Origin of the sequence: Bradyrhizobium sp. 482_C4_N1_8 (assembly GCF_052075965.1) — a bacterium.
Taxonomy (GTDB): domain Bacteria; phylum Pseudomonadota; class Alphaproteobacteria; order Rhizobiales; family Xanthobacteraceae; genus Bradyrhizobium; species Bradyrhizobium barranii.
On sequence record NZ_CP197231.1, the window covers coordinates 1559915 to 1573046 of the forward strand.

Sequence of the window (13132 nt, forward strand, 5' to 3'; positions counted from 1 at the left end):
GCCCCGGCGGCTGCTGGATTGTCTGGGAGGGCATTCCAATATGGTTCGGTCCGTCGGTCCGGGGCGTGCCCGGCCGCATTTGCGACAATGGCGACAATCCGAGGATATGTTGAGATGCGGACGATAAGAGGCGCGCAGCGGTATCCGAGGCAATCGCTGCGCGGTTCGGCCCTCGGCGGCGTCGGTCAGCGCGGTGGCGGCGAGAAGTACGCGCGGGTGCTTGTGCTCGCGTTTCGGCACCGTCTCGCTGAAGTGCCGGATCGCATCGGGCAACGTGATGAGCTCGGTGCCGCTGGGTAGCACGATCCGAGTGTCAAAGCGGCGTAAGCAACCATCGGATTCAGCCATGCTGACGCCAGTCCGACGGTATCCGTTCGCCGCAATCAAAGCGCGCGTATTTCTCGCGAGTCCACGCCTCATGAACGCGCGAGGCCCGGAAATTGGCCTCTGTGCTTTTGGGCAGATATTCGCTCCATGCCACCTCGAACGCCGCGCGGGAGCCGCCTCGAACGACGGCGCCGAGCCTTTGCGGTGCTTGCCGGGCTTCGAGCCGGGATAGAAGCCGCACTGCCATTGCCAAACCTCGGACGAGTCTGGGGTTTCCGACGGCTTTTGCTATGCTGCCGACGTGATGTCGTCAAAGTGGATGTGCCAGCAATCGCTGCGGTGCGGATCGCGCCGGCGGGTGAGGACGGGCATAGGCGCATTTGAGCGGGGCCGGCAAGGTGCGGCGACCCGGATTGGCCGCGCCCGCTACTGGTCGAGCGGCCCCTTCCAATCTGTAAAGTCGTATACGGCCCACCATCGATGCAGTGTCTGCCCGCACGCTTTGCAATCGAAGCGCCCGCTTGCCACGACCGGCCGCCTTATTTGGATAGCGCTGTGAAGCGTCCCGCAAAACAAGCAACTAAAAAAAACGCGCATTGGTCATCGATCCCCGGTCGAAGTGCACCCCGTGCGTTGGGCCAACTGGGTCGCCATAGTAAAAAGGGCAGTTTGTATCTTGGCAGTTCAGGCCGAATATTTGTGAGTTCGCGCCAACGAGGGTCCTCGGTCGCGATGGGCCCAGGGTGCAGTGAGTGCACATAATTCACAAAGGACAAAAGGCCCGGCTGGGCCGGGCCCCATTGCACGCCACTCGCGTCGGTGACTTGTGAGTTCAGAGGCCAAAGGACCAACCGATTGCGAGACGCTGGCTCACTGGCGAATCAGTACCGTAATTTGTCGACACAATTGAGGCCAACGACGGTCGTCCCCGAGCATCTCAAGCTCGGCACTATGCGGCAGTCACGGCCATGGCAGCGATCCTCACGGCCTATCCCTTCGGCGGCTGCAATTCCCCAGCAAACCACCTGGCGACCTCGGGCGACGTGATCGGATCGGCTTCCTCGCAATGCAAGCATGTCGGCCGGAGTGGGCCCTTGCCATCCGGTCGCGCTATCAGGACCAGCGGCTTGCCGCAACGCGCACAATTTAAGGTTTTGGATATCCCGTCCATCGCCTCATTATGGCGCGTGGAACCGGAGAGTCCAGATATTGATGGCGATCTCCGCGACTGACACGCACACAAATTCGCGAATGCCTCATCAGGCTACCGCATCGTCCAGCCACAGTTCGAGCAGCGCGCGATCTGCGTCGCATCCCCTCGGCCGCCAAGAGCACCTGGGCGCGCGTAGGCGCGGCATGCACCTGCGGCAGGCCGGTAGCGCAAGCATGGATGACGCTTATTGCCGCTGGCTTCGCCTGGGATCGAATCAACATCTATCTAGCAATGGTTGGCCTGGGCCTAGCGGCGGCGTCTTGGCTGATCGGGTACGCGCTTCGATACGTTCTCACGGGCGGAGATGATGTCATGTCGAAATTGAAGAGAGGCAGTTGAATAAAGCCCACTTCAGTTGGTAGCTTCTGGACGTCGCCTGTTGGCCCTTAGAACGAGCTGACACCGGCCTCAAACGGCAAAGCGACGCGGATCACTCCATCCGGAACAGCCTCGAAGCCGCTTCTGCGCCGAAAAAGGCCAACTTGGAATGATCACATCAGGTTCACGCGCCTGAAGCTTTACTGGGCCATTGCCGTGGTGTTGCTCTTGCGAAGTCTGTCGAGGTCCTCATCAACCGCCAGAGCCATCGGCGTATTCCGCGGCGTCATCCGGTACGTCTGCAAAGAGGGGGCGGCCGCGACCAAAGCGGGCCACGCCGCCTCCGCGTCGGCGGCATGGCCGGTACGAATAAGCGACGATAGCCAGACCGCCTTGCAGACGCCTATCGCAGGTGTTCGATCCATACATTCGCGGGCGAAACGCAGCGCATCCTCGTAATCCTGCACGGAATAGCGCAGCCTTGCCCCGTAGAGCGCGTAGTGTGCTGGGCGTACCGGGTTCCAGGAGATCGCCTTCTCGAAGGCTTCAATCGCTGCCTGGGTTCGACCGGCATAATGCAATGCACCGGCAAGGACGACCCAGTTGTCCGGATCGCCAGGGCCGAGCTCGATCGCCCGCTCGGCCGCGCTCACCGCTGACTCAGGGTCCTGACCTGCGTCGGTTACTAAGGACAGCACTCGCCACGAACTGGCACGCAGCGGGTCCAGCGCAATCGCGCGCCTGACGTCGGCGATCGCCTGCGGCAAGTCCTGACGACTGAGCCCAGGATCGTGATGGCCAAAAATCAGCATCTTCTTCACCAGTCCGAGTCCCGTCCACGCGGGCGCGTAGTTCGGATCAAGGCGGACCGCCAGTTCGAGTTCCTGCCGCGCTTGGCGGAGGCTCTCGGAACTTGGTGCCATGGTCAGCGCAAGCGTGCGCAGCACGCGCGCATGCACATCAAGCGAGGCCGGCGCGCGGCTCCGTAACGCCGCCCGGTCCGACTCGCGCACGGTTGCACCAAGCGAGGCGCTGATCCGAGAGATCAACGTTTCAGTAACGTCGGGCAGGTCCTGCGCAGTGGGCTCGAACCGGCCGCTCCAGACGATGCGGTTGTTGCCGGAATCGATCAATTGCACGTGGAGCTGCAGCCGGTCGCCGCGTCTCTCTGCGCTGCCATCCACAAGGTAGCGAGCGCGGGTCATCGCGGCGATCTGGGCCGGCGACAGGTTCTTGCCGCTAAGCTCGGCTGTGGCGAGGGTTGAGACGATGTGCAGGTCGGGGTTGCGCGCAAGTTCGGAGGCAATCATGTAGGCTAATCCGTTGCCGTCCGGACTGCCTTCCTGAGAGGTGTTGAGTACGCGCAGGGGTAGAACCGCAACGTCGGCCACCATCCTGTTGTGTACCTTGGGGGGCCCGGAGCCGGCGCCGGGCAGTAGAAGTTGCCAGACCAGCATGATCGCGACTGCCACCATCGCAAGGGCGGCGGCAAGGCGATAGAATCTTCGCACATCGCGCGGCGCCGTGTCGGCTGCGTCAACGATCAGAAGGTAACCACGTCGTGGCATCGTCCGCACGACCTGCTGCCGGCTGTCACCGAGCGCGCGCCGGATCTCGACCACGCATTGCACGAGCGAGTCGTCGGTGACCGAAACGCCCGGCCACACTCGCGCACCGAGATCGAGTTTTGTAACCAGCTCTCCGGGACGGCGCCCCAATTCAAGCAACACTGCCAGAGCCTGAGGCCGCAGCTCAACGGCCTGGCCGTGCCGGTCAAATAACTGCGCCTGATCCAAATTGAGCGTGTATCCGTTCAGCCGCAGGCAGGTCATGCGCACACCTCCCGCCATTGATCTTAGCGGAACGGAAAGTGCGTCTCAAGGCAGCGGCAGAGCCCGATTTCGTCCTTTATCGTGCCTTTTCGTACGGTTTTCCCGCAGACCTGCACTACGTTGACAACCGGAGAGCCGCTGCCCTGAGCCCGCGGTAACCGAATAACGCGATACCGAGAAAGCTGCACCGCGCTCACAGGGCGCAGAGTGTGTCCAGTGCCAGACGGTGGTCTCTTTCTTCTCGCGAGATTGCAAATGCGGAAGAGATTTTCGATAGCCATCACAGCGGGAAGGGCGCATTGCGGCGGAGCCGACCGTCATTCGCGCGCGCGCCGGGGCAGCCGTTACTTCATTGTGTCGATACTGTGCGCGGCCTGCATCGTTCAGTTCGCAACCAATCCAGCGCGGGCTCAATGCACGGCTCGCGATGTCTTGCAAAACCAGCTGAAGCTCAAGACGCGCCCCGCCGAAGTGTCCCAGCAACTCATTCAGTCCGGCCGCGATGTGGCGACATGGAAGACCATTACCATTGGTACCTTCGCTGATCCGCTTGGACTGCGCAATAAGCTGGACGGCATGGGTTGCGGTATCGGGGGGCAGGCCGCTGAAATACTTGCTCGACCGACATTCATCCTTGGCTCTCGCAAGACAGACGTGGAGCTTATCCTCGTATCGCCAGCCCAGCTTGGATTCACGTCCGATACTGTGACCTTGGCTGATGTTTACGCGCGTGCTCGACAGCTCGGCTTCGAACTCGCGGCAGCCGAAGTCGGCCCGCAATTGCGCATCCAATATCTTGACCAGCCTATCGGTGAATTTCTCATCATCGGAATGGAGCCAATCAAGACGTGGAGTGGCGAGCCGATTGTTCTGAATGTAGCAAATGGCGGCGCCGGATTGATCCTCATCGGCCAGGACGGCAAAGCCGCCTCCGAAATACATGTGACATCTCGGTTCGTCTTCGCGCGCTCGCATCAATCCGCACCCGGCACTGGACCGATCGATCAGGCAGCGGCGTTTCTGCCACCATGAAGAGGAACCAGCAGCGAGGCCACCATGCTTCATCGTGTCTCCATCGCAGCGGCATTGATCGCCGGAGTGATCGCCGGAGGTGAAGTCGCCAACACGGCCGCCCTCAATTCGGGGTACCGAGTGGTTGCCGGCAGCGAGCAGCCATCGGTTGATGTCGAACTCGTTCTTGCTGTTGATGTCTCCTATTCAATGGATCCTGGCGAGCTTTTGCTTCAGCGCGAGGGTTACGCGGAGGCCATCGTTTCCAACGAATTTCTCCAGGCGCTCAAGGCCGGGCCGAACCGAAGGTTGGCCCTGGTCTATGTGGAATGGTCTGGACCGAACGATCAGAAAATCATCGTGCCGTGGAGATTGATCGACAGCCGCGAATCTGCAGCTGCGGTGGCGGCGGAAATCGCGAAAGCGCCGGTTCGCATGGGCTCACGCACCTCGATCTCTGGCGCGATAAATTTCGCATTGCCGCTGTTCGATGCGGATCCGTATCGTGGACTGCGGCGTGTGATCGACGTTTCCGGCGATGGCGTGAACAACGACGGAAGCCCAGTTACCATCGCACGTGATGCGGCGCTGGCAAGGGGCATTACCATCAACGGATTGCCGATCATGCTCGAAGGAAGGCTTCCGTCGCAAATGGACATCGACGACCTCGATCTCTATTACGAGGATTGTGTGATTGGCGGGTCAGGCTCGTTTATGGTGACGATCAGAAGCCGTGACGGGTTCAAGGAGGCGATCCGAACAAAGCTCGTGCTCGAGGTTGCCGGCGGCGTGCCCAGGGACCGGATCGTTTCGGTGACCGAAAGGGAGCCACGAATATCCTGCCTCATTGGTGAGGCAATATGGGCGAAACGAAGCCGGTGGTGAGCGCTTCGGTACCTTTTGGAAGGCGCACAGTTCGATCCGCGTTGAACGAGCGTAGTACGTCTGCTCACGGCCCTCAGCCGACATAATTGGCGTTATGGCTGACTTCCGCTTTACCGGAGATGTCCGACTTCATCATCAAATGCGGAAACCGCTTCCGTCGACCGGAAAGGCAAGGATCGTGGATGCTGTCCCCCCCCACTCATCAGCAGGCGAGCTTGCCTAACACCCTCGCGGGCTGTGCACGAACGAAAAGAGCACGTATCCGGTGTGGTCGTCGCGCTGGGGGTAGCGAAGCTCGCTCCGTGCTGTTGTATTGGCGCGGCAGCTTCGGGCCTGGTGACCCGGAACGGACCTCGTCAAGCGAACGCGGCCGTTGCAGACGATCTGCACAGCGCGTACCGTCGCCGATGCCGATACAAGGAGCCCCAATGACTGATCGAGACAAGATTCTGATTGCCCTTGGCGAAAAGCCTCTGAAGGTTTTCGAAATCATGAAGCGCGTGAACATAAAGCATGAGGACGATTGCCAATCGCTCTTGTTGAAGATGCGTGACGACGGCGCCGTGAAGTTCGATATTCACAAGGGATATTGGCACGCTGTCTGACAATTTTCGATTGATCACCAGCGGCTGGTAGAGTTGCTTGCAAGTTTCCTTAGCGAAGAGAAGACTAGCCGCGTTCAACGACACTCTGAGTCAATGTGGCGCCAGTTTCGACTGAGGCATGGCGCGTGGAACATCACCGACGTCGTCAAGATCGGGCGCCTGGCCGTAGCCCATGCGTTTCATCTGTTCGTGGACCTGTGCCATTTCGGTCTCGCTGAGGCGCGGAGGTTCGCCGATCGCCAGCGCGTGGACATACATCTTCGCCAGGGTCTCCACCTCCACGGCAAGCCAAAGCGCCTTTTCAAATGTCTGCGCCGTTATGATCAAGCCATGATGGCCGAGCAAGCAGGCATTTCGTCCTTCGAGCGCATCGACGGCATAATCCGACAGCGCTTGTGTGCCGAAGCAGGCATAAGGCGAACAACGGATATCGTTGCCACCGGCTACCGCGACCATGTAGTGGAAGCAGGGAATGCCACGCTCGTGCACGGCGAGAATGGTGCTGAAGGTGGAATGCGTATGAAGCACGACGTTTATGTCGGCCCGCGCTCGCAGAATATCGCGATGAAAACGCCATTCTGAAGAAGGGCGATGGTTGCCCTGGTAATTCGCGGCAAAATCCATCGCGACAATGTCTTCTGACCGCATGCGCTCGTAGGGCAAGCTTGTCGGTGTGATTAGCATGCCGTTTGGAATCCGGTGCGAAAGATTGCCGGAAGTCCCTTGGTTGAGACCGTTTCGGTTCATCTCCTTGCAGGTATCGACGATGCCCTGGCGGAGATCGGCATGATTGCGGTCTGTCATGATGGGTGCTCCGAAAAAGAAATCCAGGATTGATAGGCGGCGGAAAGGGTGCGTTTGCACTCATCCTCGCCGAGCGGCGTGACAGCTTCAAGCACCACGCTCGAAACCGGAATCGTACGCGAAAATCTCCGCCACAGCAGCGCCGCGCCGAGCGCCGTTCCATCCCGAGATTGGCTCACGGAGACGCTCTGCGATGGCCGCAACGCGGCCAGAGCGCGCGCGAAGGGCAGGTTGGCGGCGAAGCCACCGTCGATGACGATGTGTTTCGAGCTGCCAAGCGCATCTAGACAGCGGTTTGCGCTGAATGCGGCGTAGAGGACTGCCAACCCCTGCCATTCGGCTGGCGTCTCGGGCCGCGGTCCGATAATGCGTCCGCGGTGAGCTGCACCGGGGAACAGTCCATCATCCCCAACGAAGGAGGGGAGTGCCAGGGTTCCAAGGGCCAGTAGACTCGGCAATGCGGTGAGGACGGCTGCATCAGAAGCGTCGTGGTCTCTGCTGATCAAGTCGTATTCGCGGCCTGTCGCGATCAGCGTGGAGGGTACGTTCTCACCGTCGACATCGATATTGAGCACCATGCCGCGTGTGGCGTCGAGCTTGTCTAGCGCGAGGCCGCGCTGAAAGCCGATCATCCAGGTGCCTGTTGATAGGATCGAGGTATCGGCCATGCCGGCGGCCTTGTAGCGGAACAGGTTGGCGTTGGAATCATGCACGCCGCAGAGGATTTCGGTCGAGCGCGCCAGGCCGGTACGCTTGGCTACGGCCTCCGAAATCCTCCCTAGCACCGCACCGGCGGATGCCCGCTCCGGCAGAAGACGGTCCCAGCCGCGCTTGCGCATCAGGGAGGAAGGCTGATGGTGGAAAAGGTCCCAGATATGGCTCTGAGCCGCGAGCTGTGAAATTTCACTTGCAGCACACCCGCCGAGCCGCAAGGCGAAATACTGCGCAGTCGTAAGATAGGTTTTCGCGCGGGCGAATTCGGTGGGATATGCGCTTTCCTGCCAGAGCAATTGCTTGCCGAGCCGCATCGCGCCGCTGATACCGCAAAACACTTCATCATAGGCAGGCGCAATCCGGGCGTAGGTCTGGTCGATCTCAGGCGGCGAGACCGCATCATAGTCCATCATCGGCAGCACTGGCTCGTCACCTTCGACAAGAACGGCGCCACACCCATGCGCGGTCGCGATCACCGCGCCGATGGTGTGGCGTTGCGTCACCACGGCCAAAGTGTCGAGGAACCACTCTTCCAGCCCGGCAAGATCATAGGCGAGGTATGGTCCTGCCGTGGTCGGCACATTCGGGATCGAAAGTGCTTCGAGCGGCCAGCCGTCCTCACTCGCGACCAGCAGTTTCAGATTCGTCTTGCCAATGTCGAGAACCGCGATCCGGGGAGAGGCTTCCGATCTTGTCATCGTTGTCTACCGGGGCGCTTTGCCGCCCAGATGGGGAACCGCAGCAACGGCAATCAGGATGCCCCCCCAGATCGCCAGAGTGAGGAACTGGCTGAGATTGAGAAGGTTGAACGCCGAGGAGATCACCTGAAGGATTATCAGCGCAAGCAGCAATCCGCCGACCTTGCCAAAGCCGCCAAATGGATCGACGCCACCGAGCACTGCTGCAAGAATGGTGACGAGCAGATAGCTCTCGCCATATGCCGCGTTGGCTGAATTGAAACGTGCCAGCATGACGACCGCTGCGACACCGGCGAGCAGGCTCGAGAGGACATATAGCTTGAGCAGGACGGCGCGGGTATCGACGCCGGAGTAGCGGGTTGCCTTCTCGTTCGAGCCGATCATGTAAACCCTTGCCCCGAAGGGCGTTGCGTTTAGCATGAGCGCGACCGGCAACGCACAGAGCGCCAGCACGATCAGGGCAAAAGGCACCCCGAGAACCGTTCCATTGCCGATGAAAACAATGGGCTCCGGAAATCCGGAGATGACATTGCCGCGCGTCAGGCCGATCGCGAGTCCCTTGCAGAGTGTCATGGTGCCGAGGGTTGCGAGGATCGGCGAAACGCCGAGATAGGCGATGACAAATCCGTTGACAAGGCCGACCAGTGCCGCGACGGCAAACCCTGCCGCAATCGCCAGCACCTGTACGCCGACCCAGGCAATGCCCTGAGTGCCCGGAATGTAGTGCGTCAGCAGGAAGGCAATGGTCAGTCCAGAGAGATTAGCGGTGGCGATGATGGAAAGGTTGAGGCCTCCAGATAACAAGGCCAGCATCATCGCAAGCGAAAGGATGCCGAGCTCCGGCATCTGGAAGGCCATCGATTGCAGCGTGTTGACGGAGAAAAACCGGTCGCCGATGGTAATGGCGAACACCAACCAGAGCGCGACCAACAACAGCATCAGGGTTGCGATCGTCCCGCTGCCGGCAAAACGGATCAGGCGTCCGCGAAGGGCGAGGGTGGACTCATTTCTCATGGCCGCGCGCTCCGGGTCCGCCGTTCTCGCTGCGACCAGGCTGTTGCCGAGACCGAGATCAGAATGACCAACCCGACAAAAAATGGCGACCAGTAGGACGAAACGCCAAGCAAAATGATTCCATTCTGCAGGATGGCGAGCAGTGCCAACCCCAGAAACGTGCCGAGAACGGTGCCGACGCCGCCCATCAGGCTGGCGCCGCCGAGCACGACGGCCGCAACCACATCGAGCTCCTTGCCCACCAGCACCGTCGGAGCGACGGACTGTGCAAGCTGCGCCTGGACCAGTGAGGCGATACCGGCCATGACCCCCATGTAGCAATAGACCAGCATGTTGAGGCCGAAGACATGGAAGCCGAGTCGCTGCGCGGCATCGGTATTGCCCCCCATGGCGTAGATTTGACGACCGATATTGCTACGATTGAGCAGGAGCCAGGTGAAGAGAAATGAGAACCCGAGCGCGAGGATCTGCAGGTTGACGCCGTAGGACGTATCTTTGCCCCAATCGAACTCGAACCAGAATATCCCGGTCGCGAACCAGTCGGGTAACGAATAGATATATTTACCGCCCGTGAAGAAAATCAGCAGCCCATAGAAAATGTTCAACGTTGCGACGGACACGATGATTGATGGTATCCGAAGCTTCTGGATGAAGATCGCGTTGAGGGCGCCGAGCGCACCGCCAATGCCGATCGCGATCGCAAAAACGCAGATCCAGTTCGCGCCGTATGCGTTCGCCACCGTAAGCGTGACATATTGCGCCACCGATGCCGTCGCCGTGAAGGAGATGTCGATTCCGCCGGCGATCAGCACCACGAGCAGCCCGAGGGCGAGGATGCCTACGAATGCGTAGGAGGTCAGCAGGTCGAACAGATTCTGCATGGTCAGGAACTGGCCGTTCGCCGCGCCCAGGCTGACGCAGAGCACGAGGATCACGATCAACAGCCAGAACTCATGGCTGCGCCGAAACCTGCCAAATGAAGCAAACCGCGATTCAGGCATTGACTGCCTGCCGAAGCGCATCTTCGGAGGTGTCTGCGGCCATCACGTCAGTAGTCAAACGCCCTTCGCGCATCACCAGCACGCGATGGCTGTGATAAAGCACCTCGGGGATTTCGTCTGATATCATCAGCACTGCGACGCCCTCGCGGGCCAGCCGCCGGATGATCTCATAAATCCCATCCTTAGCGCGGATGTCGACACCGACCGTTGGGCTATCAAGGATAAGCACTCGTGGGTTGGTCGCCATCCATTTGGCGAGCACGATCCGCTGCTGATTGCCGCCGGAGAGCGTCTTGACCGGGTTGTTGGGATCAGAGACCTTGATTCCGAGTTCGGCGACCCATCGCGCAACATGGCTTTGCCGCGCGCGTGCGCCAATCAGGCCGAACGCGCCGGCGAGACGTTCCAACACAGTCAGCGTGACGTTCGACGTGATCGACTGGTCAAGGATGAGGCCAAGCGTAAGCCTGTCTTCAGATACGTAGGCGATGCCTCGACGGATCGCGTCTGCATTCGTGTTCAGCGCGATGCGGTGGCCGTCAAGCGCCATGGTGCCTCGATCGGGTGGGTTCATGCCGAACAGCGACAGTGCGAGCTCGGTTCGGCCCGATCCAAGCAATCCGGTAAGGCCCACGACTTCTCCGGCGCGTAATTGCAAGCTCACATCGTCGTAGTCACCATCGCGGCCAAGCCCCTGGACCTCGAGAACAACCGCACCCACGGCAAGGTCGGGCACCTGTTTCTGATACTCGAAAGCCTTCCCGGTCATCAGGTGACTGAGTTTGCTGCCGTTGATGGTCGCTGCGGCAAAGGTGCCTACCTTGGCGCCGTCCCGCAACACCGTCACGCGTTCGGCAATCTCAAGCACCTCGTCGAGGCGATGGCTCACGAATACGACGCAGATACCGCTTCTTTTCAGGTCGCTGACGAGCTTGATCAAGGTGTTGACCTCGTGGCGGGTCAGCGACGCCGTCGGCTCATCCATGATGAGAAGTTTGGCATCCGCCGCCAAGGCCCGGCAGATCGCGACCAGCTGGCGTCCGGCAATGCTGAGTTCGGAGACTTTTGTTTCTGGATCGACCTCAACGCCGACCTTCGCCATTGTGGCCATGGCGATGGCCCGCATAGAGGACCAGTTCACCGTGTGGACGCCGCCAAGATGGTGCGCCATGGCGATGTTCTCGACGACGGTGAGGTTGGAGAATAGCGATAGATCCTGATAGATGACCTGAATGCCGCAATGGGTGGAGTAGACCGGGCTTAGTTTTGGGTACTCCTTGCCGGAAATGACGATCCGGCCTCCTGGTTCCGGCGCCTCGACGCCGGAAATGATCTTGATCAGCGTGGACTTGCCGGATCCGTTTTCGCCGACAAGGCAATGCACCTCTCCGACCTCCAGCGTCAGATCGACGTCGCGAAGCGCATGCACGCCGCCGAAACGTTTTGATATGCCGGACATCTTCAGGAAAGTCGTCAAGGCTTCGTCCTGTAATGGGACCGCTCGTCAAGCGATCGCCTCGACGAGGATCGCATTCCCGGTCGGAAAGCCGGGAATGCAGCGCGACGAGGCGGCTGGGACCGGTGTAGTTCTAGAGTCCTCCGGCGATCAGTCCGTCGATGGTTTCTTTGTTGATCCGCATGATCTTGTCGACCTTGATCTGCTTGCCGGCCACATCGACCGCAGCCTTGCCGAGGCCGGGAACATCGACGCCATCCGTGATTGGCTTGCCATCAAGCACGAGCTTGGCAACTGCAACCATGGCGTAACCTGCATCGGTGGGATTCCACAGGAAACCTTCGCGGATGGTATCATCCGCGATGAGCGATTTCGCCTGGCTCGGCAGCACCGTGCCGACCACGGCGATCTTCTTGCCAAGGCGTTGCTGACGCACCGCATTGCCGGCCCCGATCGGCCCATTCGAGCCGAAGCCGAGAATGCCGCGCAGGTTCGGATAGGCCTTGATCACGTCAAGCGTCGTGCGCTGGCTGGTATCGATCTCGTCGGCGCCGGGGAAACGGTCGGCGACGAGCTTCATTTTCGGGAAATTCTTCTGCTGATAGGCAATCGCGGCGTCGGCCCATTTGTTGTGAAGCGGCGTCGTCAACGTCCCGACATAAACCACGTAATCGCCTTCGCCGCCCATGTCCTTGGCGAGACGCTCCATCTGCACTTCACCGAAGCGAACGGAATCGATCAATTCGACATTCCAGTCACGGCCTTCTTGTTCGGGGCCCTCATGGGTGATGACTTTGATGCCGGCCGCCTGGGCGCGCTTGAGCACCGGCTCGCACACTTTGACGTCCAGCGGCACCAAGCCGATCACGTTGACCTTTTTGGCGATCAGGTCATCGAGCAGCTTTACCTGTTGTGCCGGATCGACGTTCGCCGGTCCAACCATGGTGGCATTGATGCTGAAGTCCTTGGCGCCCTTCTGGATTCCCTTTTCAAGAGCGTTGAACCACGGAATGCCGGCGATCTTCACGACCGTGACCATTTCCTTTTGAGCCTGCGCAAAAGCAAACCCCGGAAAACCGGTACCGGCGATCGCCGCCGCACCACCAAGCATTTTGATTGTCTGGCGTCTGTCCATTGTTCCCTCCCAGGAAGCTATTTTTGGCCTCTGCTCCTTTACCCGGCACTCGCCTGGCGGAGCAGTTGGCCTTATTCTTGATTGGCGGCGAAAATTTCGCCTCCAGCCTCAGGACTTGC

The 13132-nt window shown here is 60.2% G+C and carries 11 protein-coding genes; 3 read left to right on the forward strand and 8 right to left on the reverse strand.

Features of this window, described 5'->3' with window-relative positions; genetic code table 11:
- Positions 1–340 precede the first annotated feature (340 nt).
- Together AB7Z56_RS07340 and AB7Z56_RS07345 are read right to left on the reverse strand one after the other, a co-directional pair.
- Positions 341–574: a hypothetical protein gene (locus AB7Z56_RS07340; protein ID WP_187387927.1), complete on the reverse strand. Its 234-nt coding sequence runs from the start codon at positions 572–574 to the stop codon at positions 341–343.
- Between the two features lie 1484 nt (positions 575–2058).
- A complete protein-coding gene (locus AB7Z56_RS07345) occupies positions 2059–3690 on the reverse strand; it encodes a winged helix-turn-helix domain-containing tetratricopeptide repeat protein (protein ID WP_187387928.1) in 1632 nt (543 codons plus the stop codon).
- 255 nt (positions 3691–3945) lie between these two features.
- On the opposite strand from AB7Z56_RS07345, the gene AB7Z56_RS07350 reads away from it, so the two are divergent.
- From AB7Z56_RS07350 to AB7Z56_RS07360, 3 genes are all read left to right on the forward strand, one after another.
- A complete protein-coding gene (locus tag AB7Z56_RS07350; RefSeq protein ID WP_084794971.1) occupies positions 3946–4722 on the forward strand; it encodes a hypothetical protein in 777 nt (258 codons plus the stop codon).
- 24 nt (positions 4723–4746) lie between these two features.
- Entirely contained in the window at positions 4747–5586 is an 840-nt protein-coding gene (locus AB7Z56_RS07355; RefSeq protein WP_283017540.1) for a DUF1194 domain-containing protein, read from the forward strand.
- Between the two features lie 428 nt (positions 5587–6014).
- The gene (locus tag AB7Z56_RS07360) at positions 6015–6191 is read left to right on the forward strand and encodes a hypothetical protein (protein ID WP_167768162.1); all 177 of its coding nucleotides are present in this window, start codon (positions 6015–6017) and stop codon (positions 6189–6191) included.
- 90 nt (positions 6192–6281) lie between these two features.
- Here the strand turns inward: AB7Z56_RS07360 and AB7Z56_RS07365 are convergent, their stop codons facing one another.
- The 6 genes from AB7Z56_RS07365 to AB7Z56_RS07390 form a co-directional block, all read right to left on the reverse strand.
- Positions 6282–6995, reverse strand: coding sequence for a class II aldolase/adducin family protein (locus AB7Z56_RS07365; protein WP_063981226.1), 714 nt, complete (start codon positions 6993–6995; stop codon positions 6282–6284).
- Positions 6992–8407: an FGGY-family carbohydrate kinase gene (locus AB7Z56_RS07370; RefSeq protein ID WP_283017539.1), complete on the reverse strand. Its 1416-nt coding sequence runs from the start codon at positions 8405–8407 to the stop codon at positions 6992–6994. Before AB7Z56_RS07370 ends, AB7Z56_RS07365 begins: the two co-directional genes overlap by 4 nt.
- A 6-nt stretch (positions 8408–8413) precedes the next feature.
- Positions 8414–9421 (reverse strand): ABC transporter permease, encoded by a 1008-nt coding sequence (locus AB7Z56_RS07375; RefSeq protein ID WP_063981228.1) that lies wholly within the window; start codon positions 9419–9421, stop codon positions 8414–8416.
- Entirely contained in the window at positions 9418–10422 is a 1005-nt protein-coding gene (locus AB7Z56_RS07380; protein ID WP_063986103.1) for an ABC transporter permease, read from the reverse strand. The genes AB7Z56_RS07375 and AB7Z56_RS07380 overlap by 4 nt, the downstream gene beginning before the upstream one ends.
- Entirely contained in the window at positions 10415–11899 is a 1485-nt protein-coding gene (locus AB7Z56_RS07385) for a sugar ABC transporter ATP-binding protein (protein ID WP_063981229.1), read from the reverse strand. Before AB7Z56_RS07385 ends, AB7Z56_RS07380 begins: the two co-directional genes overlap by 8 nt.
- Positions 11900–12011: 112 nt before the next feature.
- Complete coding sequence (locus AB7Z56_RS07390; RefSeq protein WP_028150067.1) at positions 12012–13013, reverse strand: autoinducer 2 ABC transporter substrate-binding protein; 1002 nt, start codon at positions 13011–13013, stop codon at positions 12012–12014.
- Between the last annotated feature and the right edge of the window lie 119 nt (positions 13014–13132).

Bases quoted from the DNA above. Each gene is read 5' to 3' on its own strand.
- AB7Z56_RS07340 (WP_187387927.1), bottom strand. From the start codon at position 574: ATGGCAGTGCGGCTTCTATCCCGGCTCGAAGCCCGGCAAGCACCGCAA.
- AB7Z56_RS07345 (WP_187387928.1), bottom strand. From the start codon at position 3,690: ATGACCTGCCTGCGGCTGAACGGATACACGCTCAATTTGGATCAGGCG.
- AB7Z56_RS07350 (WP_084794971.1), top strand. From the start codon at position 3,946: ATGCGGAAGAGATTTTCGATAGCCATCACAGCGGGAAGGGCGCATTGC.
- AB7Z56_RS07355 (WP_283017540.1), top strand. From the start codon at position 4,747: ATGCTTCATCGTGTCTCCATCGCAGCGGCATTGATCGCCGGAGTGATC.
- AB7Z56_RS07360 (WP_167768162.1), top strand. From the start codon at position 6,015: ATGACTGATCGAGACAAGATTCTGATTGCCCTTGGCGAAAAGCCTCTG.
- AB7Z56_RS07365 (WP_063981226.1), bottom strand. From the start codon at position 6,995: ATGACAGACCGCAATCATGCCGATCTCCGCCAGGGCATCGTCGATACC.
- AB7Z56_RS07370 (WP_283017539.1), bottom strand. From the start codon at position 8,407: ATGACAAGATCGGAAGCCTCTCCCCGGATCGCGGTTCTCGACATTGGC.
- AB7Z56_RS07375 (WP_063981228.1), bottom strand. From the start codon at position 9,421: ATGAGAAATGAGTCCACCCTCGCCCTTCGCGGACGCCTGATCCGTTTT.
- AB7Z56_RS07380 (WP_063986103.1), bottom strand. From the start codon at position 10,422: ATGCCTGAATCGCGGTTTGCTTCATTTGGCAGGTTTCGGCGCAGCCAT.
- AB7Z56_RS07390 (WP_028150067.1), bottom strand. From the start codon at position 13,013: ATGGACAGACGCCAGACAATCAAAATGCTTGGTGGTGCGGCGGCGATC.